The organism is Vibrio crassostreae, assembly GCF_024347415.1.
GTDB classification, from domain to species: Bacteria; Pseudomonadota; Gammaproteobacteria; order Enterobacterales; family Vibrionaceae; genus Vibrio; species Vibrio crassostreae.
This window is the reverse complement of the sequence record NZ_AP025476.1, coordinates 166,762-188,792: the sequence shown is the minus strand read 5'-3', so window position 1 is coordinate 188,792 and position 22,031 is coordinate 166,762. Positions and strand designations below refer to the sequence as shown.

The 22,031-nt window shown below is 41.6% G+C and carries 23 protein-coding genes; 14 read left to right on the top strand and 9 right to left on the bottom strand.

Features of this window, described 5'->3' with window-relative positions; translation table 11 throughout:
- The first annotated feature begins 16 nt into the window (after nt 1–16).
- From OC193_RS00885 to OC193_RS00840, 10 genes are all read left to right on the top strand, one after another.
- Nucleotides 17–1,216 (top strand): O-antigen ligase family protein, encoded by a 1,200-nt coding sequence (locus tag OC193_RS00885; RefSeq protein WP_048663115.1) that lies wholly within the window; start codon nt 17–19, stop codon nt 1,214–1,216.
- A complete protein-coding gene (locus tag OC193_RS00880; RefSeq protein WP_048663114.1) occupies nt 1,209–1,961 on the top strand; it encodes a glycosyltransferase family 25 protein in 753 nt (250 codons plus the stop codon). The genes OC193_RS00885 and OC193_RS00880 overlap by 8 nt, the downstream gene beginning before the upstream one ends.
- Before the next feature lie 61 nt (nt 1,962–2,022).
- On the top strand, nt 2,023–3,123 hold the full coding sequence (locus tag OC193_RS00875; RefSeq protein WP_048663112.1) for a glycosyltransferase family 52: 1,101 nt from the start codon (nt 2,023–2,025) through the stop codon (nt 3,121–3,123).
- Nucleotides 3,124–3,181: 58 nt separating this feature from the next.
- A complete protein-coding gene (locus OC193_RS00870; RefSeq protein ID WP_048663110.1) occupies nt 3,182–4,372 on the top strand; it encodes a UDP-N-acetylglucosamine 4,6-dehydratase in 1,191 nt (396 codons plus the stop codon).
- Between the two features lie 12 nt (nt 4,373–4,384).
- Entirely contained in the window at nt 4,385–5,536 is a 1,152-nt protein-coding gene (locus tag OC193_RS00865) for a LegC family aminotransferase (RefSeq protein ID WP_048663109.1), read from the top strand.
- A gap of 16 nt (nt 5,537–5,552) precedes the next feature.
- The gene (neuC, locus tag OC193_RS00860) at nt 5,553–6,725 is read left to right on the top strand and encodes a UDP-N-acetylglucosamine 2-epimerase (RefSeq protein WP_048663107.1); all 1,173 of its coding nucleotides are present in this window, start codon (nt 5,553–5,555) and stop codon (nt 6,723–6,725) included.
- Nucleotides 6,726–6,764: 39 nt separating this feature from the next.
- Nucleotides 6,765–7,838 carry an N-acetylneuraminate synthase gene (gene neuB / locus OC193_RS00855; RefSeq protein WP_048663106.1) on the top strand — a complete coding sequence of 358 codons (1,074 nt, stop codon included), beginning with the start codon at nt 6,765–6,767 and terminating at the stop codon, nt 7,836–7,838.
- Nucleotides 7,831–8,490, top strand: a complete 660-nt coding sequence (locus OC193_RS00850; protein WP_016788456.1) for an acetyltransferase — start codon at nt 7,831–7,833, stop codon at nt 8,488–8,490. Before neuB ends, OC193_RS00850 begins: the two co-directional genes overlap by 8 nt.
- Nucleotides 8,483–9,544, top strand: coding sequence for a nucleotidyltransferase family protein (locus OC193_RS00845; protein ID WP_016792606.1), 1,062 nt, complete (start codon nt 8,483–8,485; stop codon nt 9,542–9,544). Before OC193_RS00850 ends, OC193_RS00845 begins: the two co-directional genes overlap by 8 nt.
- A complete protein-coding gene (locus OC193_RS00840; RefSeq protein WP_016791483.1) occupies nt 9,544–10,236 on the top strand; it encodes an acylneuraminate cytidylyltransferase family protein in 693 nt (230 codons plus the stop codon). The genes OC193_RS00845 and OC193_RS00840 overlap by 1 nt, the downstream gene beginning before the upstream one ends.
- A 20-nt stretch (nt 10,237–10,256) precedes the next feature.
- On the opposite strand, the gene OC193_RS00835 is transcribed toward OC193_RS00840, so the two are convergent.
- From OC193_RS00835 to OC193_RS00825, 3 genes are read right to left on the bottom strand one after another with little or no spacing between them, the layout of a single operon-like run.
- Entirely contained in the window at nt 10,257–11,336 is a 1,080-nt protein-coding gene (locus OC193_RS00835; RefSeq protein ID WP_048663105.1) for a glycosyltransferase family 4 protein, read from the bottom strand.
- Nucleotides 11,337–11,346: 10 nt separating this feature from the next.
- Nucleotides 11,347–12,174: a glycosyltransferase family 2 protein gene (locus tag OC193_RS00830; RefSeq protein WP_048663104.1), complete on the bottom strand. Its 828-nt coding sequence runs from the start codon at nt 12,172–12,174 to the stop codon at nt 11,347–11,349.
- Between the two features lie 9 nt (nt 12,175–12,183).
- A complete protein-coding gene (locus OC193_RS00825; RefSeq protein WP_048663103.1) occupies nt 12,184–13,215 on the bottom strand; it encodes a CDP-glycerol--glycerophosphate glycerophosphotransferase in 1,032 nt (343 codons plus the stop codon).
- 132 nt (nt 13,216–13,347) lie between these two features.
- Here OC193_RS00825 and waaA point away from each other — a divergent pair, with 132 nt between their 5' ends.
- On the top strand, nt 13,348–14,604 hold the full coding sequence (waaA, locus tag OC193_RS00820) for a lipid IV(A) 3-deoxy-D-manno-octulosonic acid transferase (protein ID WP_048663102.1): 1,257 nt from the start codon (nt 13,348–13,350) through the stop codon (nt 14,602–14,604).
- Nucleotides 14,605–14,608: 4 nt separating this feature from the next.
- On the opposite strand, the gene OC193_RS00815 is transcribed toward waaA, so the two are convergent.
- Both OC193_RS00815 and OC193_RS00810 read right to left on the bottom strand, forming a co-directional pair.
- Nucleotides 14,609–15,718 (bottom strand): hypothetical protein, encoded by a 1,110-nt coding sequence (locus OC193_RS00815; RefSeq protein ID WP_048663100.1) that lies wholly within the window; start codon nt 15,716–15,718, stop codon nt 14,609–14,611.
- Nucleotides 15,719–16,441, bottom strand: a complete 723-nt coding sequence (locus OC193_RS00810) for a 3-deoxy-D-manno-octulosonic acid kinase (protein ID WP_048663098.1) — start codon at nt 16,439–16,441, stop codon at nt 15,719–15,721.
- A 96-nt stretch (nt 16,442–16,537) separates the two neighbouring features.
- Here OC193_RS00810 and OC193_RS00805 point away from each other — a divergent pair, with 96 nt between their 5' ends.
- From OC193_RS00805 to OC193_RS00795, 3 genes are all read left to right on the top strand, one after another.
- Nucleotides 16,538–17,620 (top strand): glycosyltransferase family 9 protein, encoded by a 1,083-nt coding sequence (locus OC193_RS00805; protein ID WP_048663097.1) that lies wholly within the window; start codon nt 16,538–16,540, stop codon nt 17,618–17,620.
- A 1-nt stretch (nt 17,621) separates the two neighbouring features.
- Nucleotides 17,622–18,104, top strand: coding sequence for a pantetheine-phosphate adenylyltransferase (gene coaD, locus OC193_RS00800; RefSeq protein ID WP_048663095.1), 483 nt, complete (start codon nt 17,622–17,624; stop codon nt 18,102–18,104).
- Between the two features lie 242 nt (nt 18,105–18,346).
- Nucleotides 18,347–19,099 carry a glycosyltransferase family 25 protein gene (locus OC193_RS00795; RefSeq protein WP_048663093.1) on the top strand — a complete coding sequence of 251 codons (753 nt, stop codon included), beginning with the start codon at nt 18,347–18,349 and terminating at the stop codon, nt 19,097–19,099.
- Nucleotides 19,100–19,178: 79 nt separating this feature from the next.
- Here the strand turns inward: OC193_RS00795 and OC193_RS00790 are convergent, their stop codons facing one another.
- From OC193_RS00790 to rpmG, 4 genes are all read right to left on the bottom strand, one after another.
- Complete coding sequence (locus OC193_RS00790; RefSeq protein WP_048663091.1) at nt 19,179–20,183, bottom strand: NAD-dependent epimerase; 1,005 nt, start codon at nt 20,181–20,183, stop codon at nt 19,179–19,181.
- A 91-nt stretch (nt 20,184–20,274) separates the two neighbouring features.
- On the bottom strand, nt 20,275–21,084 hold the full coding sequence (mutM, locus tag OC193_RS00785; protein WP_048663089.1) for a bifunctional DNA-formamidopyrimidine glycosylase/DNA-(apurinic or apyrimidinic site) lyase: 810 nt from the start codon (nt 21,082–21,084) through the stop codon (nt 20,275–20,277).
- A 3-nt stretch (nt 21,085–21,087) separates the two neighbouring features.
- Entirely contained in the window at nt 21,088–21,648 is a 561-nt protein-coding gene (locus tag OC193_RS00780) for a hypothetical protein (RefSeq protein ID WP_080967391.1), read from the bottom strand.
- A 204-nt stretch (nt 21,649–21,852) separates the two neighbouring features.
- Nucleotides 21,853–22,020 carry a 50S ribosomal protein L33 gene (rpmG, locus tag OC193_RS00775; RefSeq protein ID WP_002535344.1) on the bottom strand — a complete coding sequence of 56 codons (168 nt, stop codon included), beginning with the start codon at nt 22,018–22,020 and terminating at the stop codon, nt 21,853–21,855.
- Nucleotides 22,021–22,031: the final 11 nt, after the last annotated feature.

Below are 22,031 nucleotides of genomic sequence, written 5' to 3'. Positions count from 1 at the left end.
CATTACAGTAAACAGTATGAATATTATTAACAGAAAACAGATTTTTACAGCAATCTTACTATTACCTTACTTTTTTGCTGTTACAGGCATGTTAGTTTTAGATAGCGGTGATAAGAAAATGATCCCACTGTTTTTGATTAGTATCATCGTTAGTATATTGGTGCTTAAAAAAGAAACCATATTAAATAATATACAGAGCCCATTTGTATGGTTAATTGGCACTTCATGTATATATACTGTGTTTAGCTATTATTATCATGGATCTAGCTCTAGAGAACTAAGAGCACTAATTGGAGTTACTCTTTTTCTTATAGCTTTTCCATACCAAATGCTTACTCAAAAAGTAATTCAATGGGTAGTTTTGATCGGTAGCTTGGCAATATGTACCAATAGCGTCTATTTCAACCTTTATCTGGGTATAGAGCGTGATGCTGGTTATATAAACCCGATACCTTACTCAACTGCATGCGCATTGATATCCATAATCGCGTTTTCTTTATTGCTAGGTAATTCTCTTTTAAAGGGTAAAACCCTTCCTTTGGTCGCTTTTCTGCTGTCGTTACCTCCTATAATCCTAAGTGAAACTAGAGGGATTTGGTTGGCGTTTACTTTAAGTATCTTTATTATAATCGTAGTTAAATGTATTAAAAATCCTCCTTCGAGAAAATATATACTATTTACATTTATACTCACAGCCATTCTAACTTCTACTGGCGCCTTCTTATTTAAAGATAAAATAAATGAGAGATATAACCAAACCATCTATGAAGTCAAAAAGATTCAATCAGGCGATTATAGTACATCCGTTGGGCTTAGGTTACAAATGTGGATGTTAGCTCCGGAATTAATAAAACAAAAACCAATACTAGGGCACGGACAAGAACAACGGGATATACTAAAAGGTAAGTTAGAACATGGTGAAATATCTAGATCGCTATATCACTATGCTTCAGCCCACTTCCACAATCAGTTTTTAGATAAAATGGTTAAGTCTGGGGTTATAGGAACGATGCTAGTAATTGGACTTCTGCTTTATCCACTAATGATGGTGAGAAAATCACCACCATCCGACGCATATATAATAATTGGTTTGGTTAGCTTATTTTTCATCGCAGGTTTAACTGATGTACCTTTTAATCACCCTCAACCTTTAATGTTATATTTATTATTTCTAATTCCTATTTGCTCAAGATGTAAGAGAGTTACCAATGACTAAAATATTTGTCATAAATTTAGAATCTTCCACAGATAGAAAAGAAAACATTAGTCGCCAACTAGATGAACTATCTCTTCCTTTTGAGTTATTTTCTGCTGTGGATGGAAGAACATTCCCCCCTCACCCACTACTAAATCTTTACAATAATGATTTGAGCCAAACATACCGAGCAAAAACACTAAGCGCTGGTCAGTTAGGGTGTTATGCAAGCCATTACTTATTGTGGCAGAAGTGTGTTGAACTCAATCAACCAATAGTCATAATTGAAGATGATGCTCTTATATTTAAAGAGGCATTTCTTAACTTCATACAAGATATTAGTGACATCCCCGAAACTGTAGAGTGCATAAGATTATTCAAAAACAAGCGCCGTAAATATGATTCTTACGAAGTGCTCGAAGCGAAATCTACTAGTATTCACAAGTTCACTAAAGGGCATATGAGTGCAACAGCCTATTTCTTAAGGCCTTCAGGAGCTAGAAAATTACTTGAACACTCAAAAGAGTGGTATATGGCTGTAGATATTTATATGGACCGATTCTGGCAAAACGAAGTCGAGTGCTACGGCACTGCGGTACCCTGCTTAACGAACGACCCTAAGTTTGATTCCGATATCGGTTATGAAAAACGCACAAGCACCAGAAGTTTATTCAAGAAATGTAAGCGTGAATGGTTCAATTTAAACGAAACTATCCAACGTCACTTGCACAATATAAAATTCAAAATTAGCATAAAAAAACAATGAACTTTACGTGGTTAAAGTGCTCTTATACGGACAAATTAGTACAGTCTTATCGAGGTAAATCATGATAGATGGAAATTCAAATCTTTATATTTGCTCTACGGTAAGGCATGTCATGCTAAGTGTTTTTCATGCTGTTAAATCAAATAAAAACTCAACCATTGTATTATTTAATGACTACCAAAACATCCCTTCTACACTTATAAGCACATCTAACCTACCAAGCAATATTAACATTATATTGGCTAGTAGAGATGAACTAACCTCAGGAATAAAGCAAAAAGGCCTAATTGGTAAATTTATAATAAAATCTTCCATGCTCGGATTGCGTATTCCTAATATTTTAAAGAGTTCTTTGATTTCCTATATCAATGATTATAAAAACATAATTCCAGACTTAGGTAGCTATGAGCTTTTTGTTTTCAATGACGACAATAAAATGTCTAGATTATTTAGGTTGCTGGTTCCAACCTATAAGATGATTGAAGATGGAATGAGGAACTACATTGAAATTCCTATTCATAGTCCAGTAAAAAAAATATTTAGACGATTTAAGGGTTACCCTTCAAAGACAATGATCATGGGCGAAAAAAAAGAGTGCCTAGAAATTCACCTTCTGTCACCTGAGAAATCCCCCTTAACAGTAAAAGATAAAGTGAAAAAACTTACTTTATCAAAGTCAGGACACGCAGTTGAGGTAGTATCAGAATTATTCCAAGTCGATCATTACACAAATGAAAAAAGAACGATCATTCTTGCTACGCAGCCGACATCTAAAGAAAACGCTCTACGATTCAAAGATATCAACTTTGTTAAAAAGGTCTATCAAAACATTTATAAACAGGCGAGCAATGCTGGCTATAATGTTGTTTTAAAGCTCCACCCGTCAGAGCCAAAAGACGACTACAACAAACTCTTTGAGGGCGTTGAACAATTACCACCTAAGCTTCCGGTTGAGCTATTCCTGATGTTGTCTAATAAGAAGATGGGGATTGTGTCGTTGTTTTCATCGGTTGGTATGGGATTAGAAGAGTACTGTGACGTTTTTCAGATATTGAAACAAGAAGAGATGGCTGACGCAGTCAAAAGCATCGCAAGTTTTGAACAAAATCGTGAAGATTTAGATATCAGAATTAAGCAAGTTTTACAAAAAATTGAATTATAATTTTAATATAATCACCTAAATTGATTGTCCAATTCAGTTCAACATAAAGAGTAACTCTATGACTAACGCCTTATCACTAATCGGTCGTACGGAGATGCTGTTCAATTCTGATATAAAACAGCATCAAAATGAACTAGCAGACATAATATCAGAATCTAGTTTTCTTGTTTTAGGTGGCGCTGGCTCCATCGGCCAAGCTGTTACTAAAGAAATTTTCAAACGCAACCCTAAAAAACTGCATGTTGTTGATATTAGTGAAAACAACATGGTAGAGCTGGTTCGAGATATTCGTAGCTCATTTGGTTACATCAATGGAGACTTCCAAACATTCGCTTTGGACATAGGCTCTCTAGAGTACGATGCGTTCATCAAAGCAGATGGCAAGTTTGATTATGTGTTGAACTTATCCGCACTTAAGCATGTTAGAAGCGAGAAAGATCCTTATACATTGATGCGAATGATCGATGTAAACGTCTTTAATACAGATAAAACCATTCAACAATCTATTGATGCTGGCGCGAAGAAATACTTCTGTGTATCGACAGATAAAGCGGCAAACCCGGTCAATATGATGGGCGCTTCTAAACGTATTATGGAAATGTTCCTAATGCGAAAAAGTGAACAGATGGAGATCTCAACAGCCCGTTTTGCCAATGTTGCATTTTCGGACGGTTCATTGTTGCATGGATTCAACCAACGTATTCAAAAACGCCAGCCTATCGTCGCTCCAAACGATATCAAGCGTTACTTCGTGACACCTCAAGAGTCAGGTGAACTTTGTCTAATGTCATGCATTTTTGGTGAGAATCGTGACATTTTCTTCCCTAAGTTGAGCGAAGCTCTTCATCTGATTTCGTTTGCTGATATTGCAGTGAAATACTTAGAACAACTTGGCTATGAACCTTATCTTTGTGAAACAGAAGAAGAAGCTCGTCAATTAGCTCATACACTTCCTGAACAAGGAAGTTGGCCATGTTTGTTTACTGCGAGTGATACAACGGGCGAGAAAGATTTTGAAGAGTTTTTCACGGATAAAGAAGAATTGGATATGTCTCGATTTACAAATCTAGGCATTATTAAAAACGACCCTCTTTATGAGCAAGAGCTACTTTCTTTGTTTGAAAACAGTATTTCAGAAATGAAAGACGAGCGAGCTTGGACCAAGGAACAAATTGTAAAACTCTTTTTTAGAATGATTCCTGATTTTGGGCACAAAGAAACCGGTAAATACCTCGATAGCAAGATGTAAGCGGAGTAAGTAATGAAAGCGACATCTATTGTTGAATTTGTTAGAGATACCTACAAAACGGACGAATTCATTCCGCTGCACGCACCAACGTTTAATGGCAACGAAAAAGCCTACGTCATGGAAACGATTGACAGTACCTTTGTTTCTAGCGTTGGCAAGTTTGTTGATGATTTTGAGCGAAAGATTGAAGCGTATACTGGTACAGCTAAAGCAGTAGCAACCGTCAATGGTACTGCGGCATTGCATGCGGCTTTATACATGGCTGATGTTCGACGAGGCGACCTCGTTATAACACAAGCCCTGACATTCGTTGCGACTTGTAATGCACTGTATCACATGGGCGCCGAGCCGATTTTTGTGGATGTTTCTCCAGTAAGTTTGGGCCTTTGCCCTAAAGCGGTGGATGCATTCTTAAGTGAGCATGCCGAAATAACCGAAGCGGGTTGCATTCATAAACAGACAGGCAAACGAATTAAAGCGGTTGTCCCTATGCATACCTTTGGTCACCCTGTGGAGCTCGATGAGCTGGTTGCAGTTTGCCTCAAATGGAGCCTTGTTTTAGTCGAAGATGCTGCAGAAAGCCTAGGTTCTTTTTATAAGGGTAAGCACACAGGGACAATGGGTGACGTGAGTGCGGTCAGCTTCAACGGCAATAAAATCATCACAACTGGTGGTGGCGGTATGGTCTTATGTAAAACCGAGGAGCTAGGAGCACGAACCAAGCATGTCACGACGACAGCGAAAGTGCCTCACCCCTACGAGTTTTTCCATGATGAACCGGGCTTTAACTACCGTATGCCTAATCTAAACGCGGCATTGGGTTGCGCACAGATGGAAGTTATTGAGCAGTACTTAAAGCAAAAAAGACAACTGGCAAAATGCTACGAAAATCTTTTCAGTGGGACTGATTTTCAGTTTGTTACTGAGCCAGATTATGCCGAGTCGAATTACTGGTTAAATGCCATTATTTGCCCAGATAAAAAAAGTAGAGAAGAGATCCTTGAGGGCACAAACAGTGCAGGTGTGATGACTCGCCCAATTTGGCAGCTCATGCACAGGTTACCAATGTTTGAAAATGCAATGCGCGGTGATCTTATTTACTCTGAACTTATCGAAGCGCACCTAATTAACCTTCCAAGTACACCGGTGGAAATTAAAAGCTAAGTAGGTTTAATACACGATGCAGACACATAAAAAAGTCGCGGTTTTTACTGGTACCAGAGCGGAGTATGGCCTGCTCTTTTGGCTTTTAAAAGACATACAAAGCGACCCAGATCTAACATTACAGTTGCTCGTTTCTGGTATGCACCTATCTCCAGAATTTGGTGATACTTATAAGCAAATAGAGAAAGATGGCTTCCAGATCGACGAGAAAATAGAGATTTTGCTGTCTTCTGACTCGCCGGTAGGAACGGCAAAAAGTATGGGATTGGGCGTTCTAGGTTTTGCTGATGCATTATCACGATTAGCACCCGATGTCCTTGTCATTCTTGGAGATCGTTTTGAAGCTCTAGCTGCAGCGCAAACTGCCATGATACTCCGTATTCCAATTATACATTTGCATGGTGGGGAAATAACCGAAGGTGCTTACGATGATGCGATCCGTCATGCTATTACCAAATTGAGCTACCTGCATGGCACGTCAACAGACGAATATCGAAATCGAGTCATTCAATTAGGTGAATCGCCAGAACGAGTAAAAAACGTTGGTGCGATTGGCTTAGATCACTTGAATAGAGGCTCTTTTATGACGATTTCAGAGTTGAGTGAATCACTGAACTTTGATCTTACAGGTCCTTATTTTGTAGTCACCTACCATCCTGTCACTCTCGGAGATGAATCCCCAGAGGATAGCTTTCAAGCTCTGTTAGACGCACTAGATGAATACCCGAATCACCAAATTATACTGACTTATCCCAATGCGGATGATGGCGGGCGTCGAATCATTCCGATGTTAGAGGCTTATGCAGCGAAACAACCAAGCCGCGTGCTAGCAATCCCCTCTCTCGGGCAAATACGCTATTTAAGTTCAGTCAAGCACGCTGCTGCAGTCATTGGAAACTCGTCGAGTGGTATTATTGAAGTTCCGGCTTTTGATGTTCCAACGGTCAATATTGGTTCAAGACAAAAAGGGCGCCTAGCGGCCAAAAGTGTGCTGAATTGCGAACCCAGTTTGGCATCTATCACAGAGGCAATTAGTGATGCTGTGAAGCGAAATTACAAGCTAGATGGTGAAACGATCATCAATCCTTATGGGCAAGGTAACACGAGTGCTCAGGTTATAGAAATGCTTAAATCCTTTCGTTTTGAACGCAGCAAAGCGTTCCATGACCTCACACTAGATAATGTATAATTCCTTTATAGATCGAGAACAAATACAAAAAGAGACTCTATGACATTAATAATTGCTGAAGCAGGTGTTAACCATAATGGGAATGATAAGCTCGCCTTTGAATTAGTGGAAGCTGCTTATCAAGCAGGTGCTGACATTGTTAAGTTTCAAACCTTTAAAGCGAAGAACTTGGTCACAGAGTCGGCAAAGAAAGCTGACTATCAAGTAGCGAACACACAAAAGCAAGAATCTCAGTTGGCTATGCTAAGTCGCCTAGAATTATCGTATGAAGTACACCATCAACTGGTTGCCCACTGCAATAAACTTGGGATTGAATTCCTCTCTACTGCTTTTGATTCTGAAAGCTTAGATTTTTTGGTGAACGAACTCGGTCTCAAGCGATTAAAGATCCCCTCAGGTGAGATCACAAACGCGCCTCTTGTTTTAGAGCATGCACGTACTGGTTGTGATCTTATTGTTTCTACAGGTATGGCTACATTGGCAGAAGTTGAGTCCGTACTTGGGGTTATAGCATTCGGTTATCTTACTGACGATGACAAACAACCCAGTATTCTGGCTTTCCAACAAGCTTATGCCTCGAATGAAGGGCAGAGGTTGCTTAAAGAAAAAGTGACTATCTTACATTGTACAACTGAATATCCAGCGCCAATGGAAGAAATTAATCTGAAAGCAATGGACACACTAGGCCTAGCATTTGATTTAGCGTCAGGCTATTCAGATCACAGTGAGGGAATAACTATTCCAATCGCTGCTGTAGCGCGTGGGGCAGTATTAATCGAAAAACATTTTACCCTTGATAAAACCATGGAAGGGCCAGACCACAAAGCTTCTTTGGAACCAGGTGAACTCAAAGCTATGATCGATGCTATTCGCCAGGTTGAAGTCGCGCTTGGTACTAATGTTAAGAGCCCCACGGTTTCTGAGGTTAAAAACAAGGCAGTAGCTCGTAAAAGCTTAGTCGCAGCAAAACCAATCTCTGTTGGGGAAACCTTTAACATGGAAAATTTAGTGATAAAGCGCCCGGGCTCAGGTATGTCCCCTTATAAGTTGTGGGAGCTTTTGGGAAAAACAGCAAGTAAGCCATATCAAGCAGGGGATCTAATCGTTGAGTAACCTTGAACTTCCCATTGTAATGATTGGTGGCGGTGGGCATGCTAGCGTGTTAACCGATATTTTGTTGGAGAAAGGACGAGAAATTATTGCAGTTATTAGCCCAGATGACATAACTCAACGTGATGTTTTCGTGGGACTTACTCAACTCTTAGAAGACGCTGATATAACGGAGTACTCACCAAGTGATGTTCTGTTGGTAAATGGTATTGGCATGATGCCTAAGTCTTCATTGCGAGAGAAAGTTGGAATCTATTTTAGCCAGTTGGGTTATCGATTTGAGACCGTTATTGCGCCAACAGCTCATGTATCAAGTTTTGTTTCTCTAGCTGAAGGCTCTCAAATTCTAACTCAAGCCGTAGTGCAGGCAGGTGTTGAGATAGGAGCCCATAGCATCATTAATACAGCAGCTCTCGTTGAGCATGATTGTATTATTGGTCAGCACAATCATATTGCTCCTCGAGCAACACTTTGTGGACACGTTAAAACCCATGACAATGTATATGTTGGAGCCGGGTCGACAGTAATTCAGGGTATTGAGTTGGGTAAAGGCTGTATTGTAGGGGCGGGCAGCACCATTGTTAAAGACGTTGACTCGCACACAATTACTTTCGCTAAACTAAATCAGGAAACTAAGTGGGTTGGAAATGATTAATAGTTGGAAAAAAGCCATCTTGTCACCGTCAGCAACACTTAAAGATGCGTTACAAATTATAGATTCAGAAGCACTCCGTGGAGCATTGGTCGTTGATGGCTTGCACACCTTGTTAGGTGTAGTCACAGATGGGGATATTCGTCGAGGGCTATTATCGGGCAAGGGCCTTAATACTCCTGTATCTGATGTAATGAACTCGTCACCAGTAACAGCAACATCACTAAATTCAAGAGGTCACCTAATTGAGGAAATGAATAAGCTCGATATCTTGTTCATTCCTATCGTTGATGACGGGAAATTAGTTGGCCTCGAAACTCTTCACCGCGCTCTAGTAAACAAACCAAGTTATCAAAACCCAGTCTTTATTATGGCTGGAGGTTTTGGTACCCGTTTGAAACCTCTGACAGATAGCTGCCCCAAACCGATGCTAAAGATCGGTGATAAACCAATTCTTGAAACGGTGATACGAAGCTTTACTAAAGCGGGTTTCGTTAACTTTTATATCTCTACGCATTATATGCCTGAACAAATTCAAAACCACTTTGGCGATGGTAGTGATTTAGGCATTAACATCACCTACGTCCATGAGAATGAACCGCTAGGAACAGGTGGCGCATTAGGCTTATTACCTGACGACCTACCTAAAGATTTACCTCTCATTATGATTAATGGAGATGTTCTAACAAAGGTAGATTTTCAACGCTTGTTAGAATTTCATATAGACAATAATGCTGATGCAACAATGTGTGTCCGTGAATACGACTATCAAATCCCTTACGGTGTAATAAATGGAGAAGGAAACAAAATAACGAGTATGGTCGAAAAACCAATACAACGTTTTTTCGTGAATGCTGGTATTTATGTAGTTTCACCTCAAGTTATTGATTCTGTGCCAAAAAATCACCGTATAGATATGCCTACGTTGTTAGAGCAACACATGAATAAACGCAACAATGTATTGATGTTTCCAATCCACGAGTATTGGTTAGATATTGGCCGCATGGACGATTTCAATCGAGCGCAGGCTGATATCCATAGCTTAGAGATGTTCTAATGATTGACACTAAAAGAGTATTGGCGATTATCCCTGCCCGCGGTGGCAGCAAACGACTACCAAGAAAGAACGTGCTGCCTTTAGCTGGAAAACCATTAATTGGGTGGTCAATTGATGCAGCCAAAAAGAGTAAGTATGTTGATCAAGTATTCGTTAGCACAGATGATCAGGAGATAGCGGATGCCTCCTCCCTATTTGGTGTCGATGTTCCAGAACTAAGACCAGACCACTTAGCATCGGATACAGCAACGACAGAGAGTGTTCTAACTTATACGTTAGAAAAATTTGGACGTGACGTAGATATAATTGTACTGCTTCAACCAACATCTCCATTGCGAACCGCTCAACATATCGATGAAGCATTGGATCTGTTCATTGAAAAACAGGCTTTCTCCGTAGTTTCCGTTACACCATGTGAACACCCACCACTTTGGGCTAACACGCTTCCAGAAGATGGCACAATGGGAGACTTTATTCGCCCTGAAGCATTAAAGCGCTCTCAAGATTGCGGTGATTTTTACCGATTCAATGGGGCTATTTATATCTTCGATGCTCGAAAGCTTATGGAGTATGGTGAAATTAAATACACGGAAAAATCCTTTGCCTACGTGATGGAAAATCGAGTTTCTTTTGATATTGACCAACAATTAGATTTTGAGCTTGCCGAGTTTTTTATGAACAAAAAGGGCTAAACAGCCCTCTTCACTTTATATTACTGCTTAAGCAACTTCTCAAAAAACTCCAGGTGCTTCTTCACTGTCACTCGTGAACTAAAGCTTTCATCTAGGCGCTTCTTAGCCGCTTCACTCATTGTTGTGCACTTTGCCTTATCTTGTGCGAGCTTGTCCATAGCCTCCCCTAACGCCTTGGCGTCACCAGTCGGGACAATATAACCAGTCTCGCCATCTACAACGAGTTCAGGAGCGCCACCGGTAGTTGTCACTACTGAGGTTGTGCCATTTGCCATCGCTTCGACAATCGTGCGTGGTAGCCCTTCTCCGCTAATCGATGGCTGAACTTGAAAATCAGCCATACACATGATTGAAGGGATGTCAGTACGATGACCAATGTAGTGAATGCGCTCACTCATAGGGCTTGCTTTCATCTCATCAAAATGAGGCTCGTAGCCGCTGCCCGCTAAGATCAAATGGAAGTTCGGTGCAGTAATGTATTTGGTCGCCTCAAGTAAGACAGAGATGCCCTTACTTGGCCTTACGTGCGCTGCAGTAATCGCGACGACATCATCTTCATTCAAACCAAACTCAGAACGCTCGGTTGGTGGTACTTTATACCAATCCAATTCATGCCCTTTGTATATGGTAACAACGTTATCTTTGTTCTTCCAAACACGCTTCACCACATCTTGTCGAACCGCTTCAGAAACACAAACTATGCCATCTACTCGGGGGTGGAGCTGAGTTAGATAAGCACTTGGATCATGTCGATATAACCCGCCAGTAGTGCCTCGATAAACAACTAATTTAACGTTGAAACCAATACACGCAAACGCCGCATTAGGTATCGTTTTTGAGTTGAAAGCATAGCAGATGTCGTAATCATGCGTTTTCAGCTCGTGGCGAATCTTTTTAATGGTGTCAAAACAAACTTTACGCTTTGGGTAACCATCAACGACTCGAATACCGCACTCTTCTAGCTTTGATACATGCTCAGACTCACCTTGGGTCATGATAGTGACTTGGTGACCTTGACGCGCAAGCTCTATAAAAATCGCAGCTTCTGGACGCAAACTATTCCATGCATGTAAGTAAGATGCACAAACTAAAATCTTCATCTCTCGGTTCCTATTTGGCCTGGTCGTTTGAGCGGTCATCTGAGCGGTCATCTGAGCGGTCATCTGAGCGGTCATCTGAGCGGTTTTCAAGAATCCACAAACCGACGTATTTATTGAAATTCACTTGAGCGTAAGTCATCGCCATAATGAAGCCGACACTGCCATCCATAAAGCCACGGCGAATGATATACACAAGGAAGAACGTCCATATTGCACGTAATAAAGCTAAAAATAAGCCGTGTGATTTCTTACCTTTGCGATGGTACTTTTGCGATCCAAGCCAAGCGTACTGCGCTGCTTTGTCTAAACCATGACCATAATCGCGATGGGTGTAATGAAGAAGAAACCCCTTCAGTACTCCTGTAGAGCCTTGCTCAGGAACGACGGTCTCGTGAACCTCGTCTAACGTATATCGAGAGCCTTCTCTCTTAAACAGTCTTAATACTGCACGAGCACTGCGGCCATGTTTTAGAGTCGTGCCATAAAGAGTCACTCCCCAAGGCAGTTTGTACGCAGTGTGTTTGATTTGATCTTGTTTTAATAGTTCAACAAGAGCGTCGCTCATCTCTTTATCGAGAGCTTCGTCAGCATCAATTGATAGCACCCAATCACATGTCGCTTTATCTAGCGCTCGCTGCTTTTGCTTACCAAAGCCAGGCCAATCTGTGATTGTCACGTTATCTGTATATTTTTGGCATATTTCAACGGTTGCATCTGTTGAACCACTGTCTAAAACAATCAGTTCATCGGCAATATCAACAACAGATTTAAGGCAAGTTTCAATTCGGTCTTCTTCATTCTTGGTAATAACAATGACAGACAGGGTATGTTTTCTCATTATTCAGCCCTAGAATTTCCAATAGTTTAATGATTTACGGATTTTAAAGTTACGAATCCAATTTTTTGGCTTGTTATCTTGCCAGCCGCTTTCTAGCACATCAGTAATAGCACTCAGAACTCTCGCTGAGGATTGCCCATCTAAATATGGTGTTATTGACGGTCCGTAATGAGCGATAGCGTTATCTCTTTCTTCATCAGGTAGCATTGCTTGCTTAATTGCTGACTCTAATTGCTCGGCTTGAGTAATGTTAATAAAGCTTGCTTGAGGGTCTCGATTATTTACCGTGACAACAGGCTTATTGAGCAACAAGAATTCCTGAAATATCGATGAGTTGTCACACACCATAACATCAGCACGATGTTGCATTTCAATCACTCGGTCATTATCGAAAAAGAGAAGGTTATCCCCTTCCAGTGCTTGATATTTCGCTCTCGTCTCTTGATTCATTTTCGGATGAAGAGTCACTAACCATTGCCACTGACTCAATTGACTGAGGCGCTTAAGCTCTTCATAAACCAACTCTGCACACGATAAGCTTGGCGAAAAAGTGGAAGCGAACAGAATTTGAGGTCTCTCATGACGACTCTCACTAGCTTGATAATTAAACAAGCTATCGAGCTTCAGCCACCCGGTCTCTTTAACTTGAAAATAGCCGCGCTGCTTAGCTAGCGGCTCAAGCGAGCTTGTTCTTTCATGGCCTTCGGTGCAATACAAATCAAATAGACCACGTTCAGGGTATAAGTTCCCACGTTTGCTCTCGTTCAAACCATGAAATACTTGTACCTTCAACCCTGGAATAAACGCTGGAACACGATCACCGGGCACTAGAACGGCAGAAGGATTAAAGGCAATAGCTTCTGTCAAAGAGACGCTCTGCTCTTGATCCAGTAAAAGATGTTCAGAAGCGTCTTCACCAACAAGCAACCACTTAACCTCATGGCCGAGTTGCTTCGCGTAATCATAGAATGGGCGAAGAATAGCAAATGAATAATTTTGCTCGACGTAGAGCAAGAAACGATAGGTTTGATCGGTTTGCATAAGCGATGAGATAAAATTCACCATGTCCGTTTGAAAGCGCAACTAAGCATTTAATTATAACGCTCTTTACTTTCGAGATTGAAGAAAATACTCTTCTGAATATTGATTTTACCTTCTGGTGTCACTGTTCTTATGCTTATACGACTTATCTATACTCTCATATTGTCATTAGCTTCTCCGCTACTGCTGTATGGGCTTTATAAGAGCAAACCTGGAAAGCCAAGTTTTGGTCAGCGTTGGAAAGAACATTTCGGGATCACACCGCAAACTCAAGGTAAGAATCCTATCTGGATTCACGCAGTATCGGTTGGTGAATCGATTGCCGCCGTACCGATCATAAAGCAACTGAAGCAACGCAATCCAAACCAAGCCATTATCGTTACCACGACAACCAGCACGGGTGCAGAGCAGATAGAAAAACTCGGTGATTTAGTCGAGCATCGCTACATGCCGATTGATTTTTCTTGGTGTATTCGAGGTTTTTTGAAGAGTGTTCAGCCTAAACAGATGCTAATCATGGAAACCGAGTTATGGCCAAACACACTGCACTGCGTCGCGAAAGCTGGAATCCCCATTTCGGTACTCAACGCTCGCCTATCTGAACGCTCGTGCCAGCGTTATGCTAAATTCCAAGCCGTTTTTGACCTCTTAGCCAAAAACCTGTCTCAAGTACTTTGCCAATACCCAAGTGATGCTGAGCGTTTTATACGATTAGGGTTAGATAGGTCATCTGTGCATGTGACTGGATCGATCAAGTTTGATATTGAAGTCACAGCGGAACAAGTATCAAAAGGCAAAGCGTTACGTGAACAAATTGGCTTTGAACGCAGTGTGTGGATAGCAGCCAGCACTCATCAAGGCGAAGATGAAGTTATCTTAGACGCTCATAAACAGCTCCTTAAAGATAACCCTAATACCTTGCTGATGATTGTTCCTCGTCACCCAGAGAGATTTAATGAAGTGACGGAACTGGCTAAACAACACCAATTCAACACCATCACTCGAACGAGTCAGCAACCAATCACCTCTAATGTTGAAGTGTATATTGCGGATACGATGGGAGAAATGTTGGTATTACTCGGCGGATCTGATGTGTGCTTTATGGGAGGAAGCCTTGTGGGCGATAAGGTGGGTGGCCACAATCTTCTAGAGCCTGCGGCACTGCAGTTACCTTTACTCAATGGTCCTAGCTACTTTAACTTCAGCGAGATCACAGACAAACTGCTGGAAGCCAATGCCGTGGTTATTTGTCAAGATAGCCAAGATATCGCAGGCCAACTCCAACAACTGTTCAAACAATCAGAGCTGCGTAAAACTAAAGGCTTAGCGGCTTATCAAGTTGTTGAGCAGAACCGAGGGGCGTTGCTCAATACACTTATGAAAATATAAGCTATTAACTATATATCTTGTTTAATACTTGATACTTTTGTAAAAATCTACTTTTAATTATTTCTCTATTTTTATCAGCCGCTTTAGGTTTCTTCCCAAAATTCTGTGGTATTTCAGCCAAAGTGTTATAGCCGCTAACTGAGATCCCTTCAGCCTCTGTCATCTCAATAAAATTAGGAGAACCATCTTTTACATGTATCCTACCATTACCACCAGATACAAAGCTTCTTGCTGTACTCATGCTCCCTCGACCTTGTAAAATAATATCTGAACAAGACATGATCAATGCATTGTAATTAATGTTGTTTGTTGGAGTGACATAGCTAATATCAACTACACACTTGATTTTAAATAGAGCCAAAAATGCATCGACTATTATCCTAAAGAACACTCTTTTAGGTTTAACAAAAACTAACAACTTATGTTGATTCAAAACCCCAGACATACCTAAATGATAGATAACTGACAAAATCTCAAGCACAGAAAAGGTGTCTACTTTTGCACCTATTAGTATTTTTTTCTCTGGTCGATTTTCTTCTACATACTTAGATTGCATAGCTTCAAACTCATCCCACAGCTCACTGGGCATCGATTTAAAGGCATCTCTTGCATCATAAAAGTTAAGGTCTTTTCGTTTAAGAATTGTTTTAAGTGAAGGGCGAAAGTAGGGTTCTGGCGCAATAAAGTTAGTAACCTTACTCAGGACAAATAAGCAGTCTTCATTAATCTGATTATTCCTCGTTGGAACTAAACTACCATGCTTTTCAATTGTTTTGAGCCAACGAGCTACTTCATCATCTGTCAAATGAATATATAACTTGTCAATAAATTCGTCTGAACGTTCCAAAAGGCTCTTCAAAAAAGGGGCATTACTTAACCCTATGCTAATCGCAGTTATTGTTTTACAACTAGAAAGAGCAGCTAAGTCCACAGTAAAGTAGTTTAACAACTTTACATTCGTACCTTTTAAATGAGTCCCCTGAACATTTTCAGACAAAGATATTAATATGATATCTTCTTCTCTAATCGAGCACTTTCTAATAAGTACATCAATATACAACTTCGTAAAAACATGATGTTCAAAACCAACGATGATATTTTTATTCAAGAACATTTATATAACTTCCTGCATGTATCCATCATTCAAGTATCCCCAATCCGATTCTTGCCATTGAATCTGGCGCTTGTTCACTTCTTTTAGGAACGAGCGCATTAAGCGATTCAAGTTACCTTCTTTCCAGTCCTCACCCGCTTGCTGACCACACTTATCAAAGTCAATAATCCAAACATTTTGCGAATCATCAAGCAGGATATTATGAATGTTGAGATCGGTATGATTGACCCCGGCATCGTGCATCTTGCGTACCTCTTGCCCAATTCGACGATAAATATCCGCATCTATCGGGCCATTGACCAAGACATCAACCAAATCTTTGGCATTGGGAATTCGTTCAGACATTAAGTCCGCTCGATAAAGTAGTCCGCTTTTAATGGCTCTAGCAGCAATGGGCTTCGGTACATTCACACCTGCGTTTGCCAATGCCTTGAGAACATTAAGCTCCATCGCACAGCGTGTACTCTCCCAATCAGAGAAACAATATTGGTCTTCGACTAACTTCCCAAACAATCCGCCACGACGATAATGGCGCAATGCGGCCTGTATCCCATCAAGCTGGATAAACCATGTGGTACCGCGTCCTTGAGCACTGCCTGAAATGGCATCTTGTTGCTGCCAATATTCAGCCTCAAAGATCTGAGCGATATCGCCCTTTGGTACCTGAGCCAAAAGTTCAGGGTCGTACCAAATTGTTTGGTTCTTGGTGCTAATCGTTTCCATCTATGAGGCCTTTGGGTCGCTTTTCGTCATTGCTATTTTACAACTAATGCGAGTATCTGCATAATTCTGATGTTATTCACTTTTTTCGGGCACTTTATGTCACTGTTCTCAACTGCACCTCAATCTCTTTGCATACTTCGCCTCTCCGCGATTGGCGATGTTTGTCATGCTATTTCTGTGGTTCAAGCCATCCAGAAGCAGTGGCCTGAAACGAAAATCACTTGGATAACGGGCAAAATAGAAGCCATGCTGATCGGCGATCTACCCGGTATTGAGGTGATTGTTTTCGATAAGAAACAAGGCTTCAAAGGAATGCGTGAATTATGGCGTCAGCTATCTGATCGTAAATTTGATGCACTTCTGCATATGCAAGCCGCACTCAGAGCCAGCGTGCTATCTTGGGGGATAAAGGCGAAGTGCAAAGTAGGATTTGGCAAAAACCGTACTCGTGAAATGCAGTCACTCTTTACCAATCACCATCTACCTATTTCAGATAAGTTTCATGTGTTGGATAACTTTGCCGAATTTGCTCGCTACATTGGTGTCCCCTTCGATAAGCCTCAATGGGATATCCCTTTAACACCTGAAGATGAACAGCTAGCCATCGACACTATGGCTGATAAGCCAACCTTGGTTATCTCTCCTGCAGCCAGTAAGGATTCGCGTAACTGGTTAACTGAGCGATATGCAGCTATTGCTGATTATGCTGTCGAACAAGGCATGCAAGTGGTGTTATGTGGTTCTCCGGCACCAAGAGAAATTAACCTAGGTAGCGACATCGAAGCCTTATGTCAATCTCCTGTCATCAACTTAATTGGCAAAACCAACCTCAAGCAGCTCACTGCCGTACTTAAACATGCGACAGTGGTAATCGCACCAGATACAGGCCCAGCACACCTGGCAACAACACAGTCTACGCCGGTAATTGGCTTGTACGCACATAGCGATCCTCGTAGAACTGGCCCTTACAACGATCTGGATATCGTGGTCAGCGTGTATCAACAGCACGTAGAGGCGCAACAAGGGAAACCGGTTCAAGACCTTCCGTGGGGAACTCGAGCAAAAGGCGATGATTTAATGAAGGACATCACCGTCGATATGGTAAAGCAAAAACTCGACAAAGCCTTAAACTCTATTAAAACACCGAACCTGAACACTACATTAAGCAAGGACAGCTAATATGACCACACACGTTATCTACCCTGGTACTTTTGATCCGGTAACCAATGGTCACCTCGATATCATCGTCCGTGCAGCGAGCATGTTTGATCATATCACTGTAGGAGTAGCCGCGAGCCCAAGCAAAAAAACCATGTTTAAGTTAGATGAACGAGTAGAGCTGTTGCGTGATGCTGTGTCTCACTTACCTAACGTGTCTGTTGAGGGGTTCTCTGGGTTACTGGTCGACTTTGTCAAACAACAGAAAGCTAATGTGCTGGTACGCGGCCTCAGAACGACCATGGATTTTGAATACGAATTCGGTCTCACGAGTATGTACCGAAAACTCCTGCCCGGCCTTGAAAGTGTATTTCTAACCCCTTCAGAAGAGTATGCCTTCCTCTCTTCAACTATTGTTCGTGAAGTCGCTATACACGGCGGGGATATTAGTCAGTTTGTGCCACAAAAAGTTGCAGCTGAAATCAAAATAAAAACAGCTAAGTAATATTCTCTTCAAAACAAAAATAGCGCTCAGTGAGCGCTATTTTTTTGTTAATACCTATAACTTAGTCCCTCCTAGCACAGTCGCTCTGACACTACAGAGCCTATAACAGTCAATCAGCCGTACTGCCTCAACATTCTTGAAGCCCGTCACAACCATAATCGCTAAATAAGTGAACCGTCATTACAAAAAGCGAGGCGAGTGATAACATAGTTCACTATAAATAAACACATCAATATAGCTCTATGAAATCATACTGTATTACCTTAAAAGCGAATCATTGTAGACAAAGATCAACAGCCGACGCCCTCAAGGATGTTCAGGTTGATTTTGAGTTTTTTATTGGAGTGGATGCACGAACCGATGAACACCCTCTACTAGCAAGAATTCACGATAGAGCTTTTTTACATAATATGGGTAGGCCGCATGCAATTGGAGAAGTTGGATGTTATGCAAGCCATTACCTTATTTGGCAAAAATGTATAGAGCTCAATGAGCCAATTTTAGTCTTCGAAGATCATGCCGAGATTGATACCGACACTTTTCGTAATACTCTGACTATCGCCGAGCAGCATATTAATCAGTGTGGTTTTATTCGCTTACAAGACAGTAAGAACAAACTACATTACTCCGTTGATAGGCACGATACCCAACATCTTGTAAAGTATTTGAAAGTTCCTCAAGGAACCGCCTGTTACGCTATATCTCCCAAAGCTGCACAAGCTTTCATCGAACAAAGTTCAACGTTCAATTATCCTGTCGATGTCTTCCTACGGAATACTTGGGTTCACAAGCACCCCATGTTTGGTGTTTCTTCTGCGGGATTACAACGTAGTAAACAACCGTCAATTATTGGTAGTCGTAAACATAAAGGCAGAAAAGACTATTCTGTCGCCTTTATGAAGATTGTGAACAAAATAAAAAGTATGACGTTCAACTTATCAACAAACCTTTACCACCTTGTAGTTCTAGATAAAGAGTTCAGACCAAAGCTCTAAAGATAGGAAAGTAAAACACTAACCCTCTTCAAAAAAATAGCGCTCAGTGAGCGCTATTTTTATTCAAAACCATCAATTATTACAGCGAGTAATAGGCTTTGTACCAATCCGCGAAAGCTTTCGCTCCTTCTTGGATTTTAACTTGAGGCTTGTAGCCAACCGCTTCAAACAAATCTTCCGTATCAGCGTAAGTCGCGTACACATCACCAGGCTGCATTGGCATGAAGTTTTTCTTCGCTTCAACACCTAAAGCTGTTTCCAATGCTTCGATGTAGTCCATTAATTTAACCGGGCTGCCATGACCGATGTTAAACACGCGATACGGAGCAGAACTGGTTGCTGGTGAGCCTTGTTCTACTGTCCAATCTGGCTGCTTAGCCGGAATACGGTCTTGCACTCGAATAATACCTTCAACAATATCATCGATATAAGTGAAGTCGCGCATCATATCGCCGTTGTTATAGATGTCGATTTCTTTGCCCGCTACGATTAGATTCGCAAACTTGAACATCGCCATATCAGGGCGGCTCCAAGGGCCGTAAACGGTAAAGAAACGTAAACCTGTCGTAGGCACATCGTATAGATGAGAATAGGTATGCGCCATCAGCTCATTCGACTTCTTAGTCGCAGCGTACAATGAAATCGGGTGATCAACACTGTCTGCTGTGTGGAATGGCATTTTTTGGTTCAAGCCATACACCGAGCTTGATGATGCGTACACTAGGTGTTCAACCTTGTTGTGGCGGCAGCCTTCAAGAATAGCTAGGTGACCAACCAGGTTGCTATCGGCATACGCCATCGGGTTATCTATTGAGTAACGAACGCCAGCTTGCGCCGCTAAGTGAATCACACGGTCAAACTTTTGCTCAGCAAACAACGTTGCCATGCCTTCTCTATCAGCAAGATCCAACTCGATAAAGGTTAGGTTTTCATGCTCAATGCGCTTTAGGCGATCATGTTTTAATGAGACTTGGTAGTAGTCATTCAAGTTATCAATACCGACAACCTCATGTCCTGCTGCACATAGTCGCTCTGAAACTGCAGAGCCAATAAACCCGGCAACGCCAGTTACTAAATATTTCATTCTACTATTCTCAATTCATATCATTAGTGTAATTGTAGCTAATAGCCTGCCTATCTACTAGCGTAAAAAAGTGAACATAAGTTCAGTTTTTTTATACCTGACATTGAGAGCAAAAAAACGTATTCCTCTGTCCGATTTTTTGCTCTTCAAGTTTCTCACCACAACTCGGGCACTTTTCACCCGCTTTTCCATAAACTCGCAGCTCTTGAGCGAAGTATCCGGGCTTGCCATCCGCTTGGGCGAAATCTTTGAGTGTGGTACCGCCTTGTTTGATGGCGGTTGTGAGTACTTGCTTGATCTCTTTGGTTAACAAGACCCACTCTTCTTTTGTCACTTTGCTTGCTGGGCGCAACGGGTGAATTCGTGAAGAAAACAGCGCTTCATTGGCGTATATGTTCCCTACCCCGACCACCACTTTGTTGTCCATGATGAACTGCTTGACGGCAACCTTACGTTTCTCTGCCTTCTCGGCTATGTAGTCGGCGTTGAAGTCGTCAGTGAGCGGCTCAGGACCAGATCCAAGTAACACTGGATGTATTTCATCAGGAGCAGACCACAGCCATGCACCAAAGCGGCGAGGGTCGTTATAGCGCAGTACTTTGCCGTTGGTGAGCTTAAGATCCACGTGATCGTGTTTTGCTGCCGGGAAATCGGCATCTAACACGCGCAGTGAGCCAGACATACCAAGGTGAACAATGGCAGTGCCGGTATCTGTTTCAATCAATAGGTATTTTGCGCGACGCGAGATAGTTCGAATCACCTGCCCTTCTAATGCTTTGAGCTCTTGTGGGATATCCCAACGCAGCTTAGGCGTGCGAAGGGTAAGCGTTTTAATGGTCTCGCCGACTAAATGAGGTGAGATCCCCATACGGCTTACTTCGACTTCGGGTAATTCAGGCATAATCTAGTCGTCCGATTTAGGTGGTTTGTCTGATATAGATAGCTTGTCTGATTTAAATGAAGGTTTCGAGCTAAAGCTTGGAAACAGGTAGCTCTCTTCAATAGACACTGCCAACCACTGATCATTCCAATTTTTTAACAACCAGAACTCCGGCAATTGATAATAGGTAATACGCTGGGGCTCTTCTTGCTCTTGATACCATACTTCGATGGTGTGCGGTGTATTTAACCGAGGCATAAGGTCTGTGTAGGTCTGTGAGTCGACTTCCGTGCCCACAAGCTCTTTCCAACGCTGTGACAGCTCTTGTGCATTGGTGGCTTGAGGGAAGTCCGTACCTTGGAACTGGTAAACCCATTGATTGTCTTGTTGAATGACAGACCACTTGGCAAAGTGCAACGCTTGAAGCTCTGCTTTTGGGTTCAGGAGATAAGGATAAGGGCTATCAACCTGCGGTTCAGGCTCGATAAGGTATGCTTTGATCAATGTTGGAAGGTTTAACACTCCGATAAAAGCGATCACGCTGAACATGAGTATGTTGTTCCACCGGCGTCCACGATATCTCATCTGATTCTGCTCATCTAACCTATTGAACATTCAGTATATCGTGAAAGTGGCAATACTTTCTATGTTGCGCGGCTTTCTAGCTATCAGGTGCTATATTAAGCAAGAACAATTGAGTTACTCAAATTTTAGGTATAAAAAAACCCAGCGATTAAACTGGGTTTTTCAATTCTTTCTTCTACTGAAGAAGAGCAAAAAAAGCATCAATTACTTGATTTTAGCTTCTTTGTACATAACGTGTTGGCGAACTACTGGATCAAACTTTTTGATCTCAAATTTGCCTGGCATGTTACGCTTGTTCTTATCAGTTGTGTAGAAGTGACCAGTACCTGCAGAAGATACTAGACGAATTTTCTCACGAATGCCTTTAGCCATTGCTTAATTCC

What these genes read in the sequence shown, in the direction of transcription:
- OC193_RS00885 (WP_048663115.1), top strand. Translation starts at nt 17, where the DNA reads ATGAATATTATTAACAGAAAACAGATTTTTACAGCAATCTTACTATTA.
- OC193_RS00880 (WP_048663114.1), top strand. Translation starts at nt 1,209, where the DNA reads ATGACTAAAATATTTGTCATAAATTTAGAATCTTCCACAGATAGAAAA.
- OC193_RS00875 (WP_048663112.1), top strand. Translation starts at nt 2,023, where the DNA reads ATGATAGATGGAAATTCAAATCTTTATATTTGCTCTACGGTAAGGCAT.
- OC193_RS00870 (WP_048663110.1), top strand. Translation starts at nt 3,182, where the DNA reads ATGACTAACGCCTTATCACTAATCGGTCGTACGGAGATGCTGTTCAAT.
- OC193_RS00865 (WP_048663109.1), top strand. Translation starts at nt 4,385, where the DNA reads ATGAAAGCGACATCTATTGTTGAATTTGTTAGAGATACCTACAAAACG.
- neuC (WP_048663107.1), top strand. Translation starts at nt 5,553, where the DNA reads ATGCAGACACATAAAAAAGTCGCGGTTTTTACTGGTACCAGAGCGGAG.
- neuB (WP_048663106.1), top strand. Translation starts at nt 6,765, where the DNA reads ATGACATTAATAATTGCTGAAGCAGGTGTTAACCATAATGGGAATGAT.
- OC193_RS00845 (WP_016792606.1), top strand. Translation starts at nt 8,483, where the DNA reads ATGATTAATAGTTGGAAAAAAGCCATCTTGTCACCGTCAGCAACACTT.
- OC193_RS00840 (WP_016791483.1), top strand. Translation starts at nt 9,544, where the DNA reads ATGATTGACACTAAAAGAGTATTGGCGATTATCCCTGCCCGCGGTGGC.
- OC193_RS00835 (WP_048663105.1), bottom strand. Translation starts at nt 11,336, where the DNA reads ATGAAGATTTTAGTTTGTGCATCTTACTTACATGCATGGAATAGTTTG.
- OC193_RS00830 (WP_048663104.1), bottom strand. Translation starts at nt 12,174, where the DNA reads ATGAGAAAACATACCCTGTCTGTCATTGTTATTACCAAGAATGAAGAA.
- OC193_RS00825 (WP_048663103.1), bottom strand. Translation starts at nt 13,215, where the DNA reads ATGCAAACCGATCAAACCTATCGTTTCTTGCTCTACGTCGAGCAAAAT.
- waaA (WP_048663102.1), top strand. Translation starts at nt 13,348, where the DNA reads ATGCTTATACGACTTATCTATACTCTCATATTGTCATTAGCTTCTCCG.
- OC193_RS00815 (WP_048663100.1), bottom strand. Translation starts at nt 15,718, where the DNA reads ATGTTCTTGAATAAAAATATCATCGTTGGTTTTGAACATCATGTTTTT.
- OC193_RS00810 (WP_048663098.1), bottom strand. Translation starts at nt 16,441, where the DNA reads ATGGAAACGATTAGCACCAAGAACCAAACAATTTGGTACGACCCTGAA.
- OC193_RS00805 (WP_048663097.1), top strand. Translation starts at nt 16,538, where the DNA reads ATGTCACTGTTCTCAACTGCACCTCAATCTCTTTGCATACTTCGCCTC.
- coaD (WP_048663095.1), top strand. Translation starts at nt 17,622, where the DNA reads ATGACCACACACGTTATCTACCCTGGTACTTTTGATCCGGTAACCAAT.
- OC193_RS00795 (WP_048663093.1), top strand. Translation starts at nt 18,347, where the DNA reads ATGAAATCATACTGTATTACCTTAAAAGCGAATCATTGTAGACAAAGA.
- OC193_RS00790 (WP_048663091.1), bottom strand. Translation starts at nt 20,183, where the DNA reads ATGAAATATTTAGTAACTGGCGTTGCCGGGTTTATTGGCTCTGCAGTT.
- mutM (WP_048663089.1), bottom strand. Translation starts at nt 21,084, where the DNA reads ATGCCTGAATTACCCGAAGTCGAAGTAAGCCGTATGGGGATCTCACCT.
- OC193_RS00780 (WP_080967391.1), bottom strand. Translation starts at nt 21,648, where the DNA reads ATGAGATATCGTGGACGCCGGTGGAACAACATACTCATGTTCAGCGTG.
- rpmG (WP_002535344.1), bottom strand. Translation starts at nt 22,020, where the DNA reads ATGGCTAAAGGCATTCGTGAGAAAATTCGTCTAGTATCTTCTGCAGGT.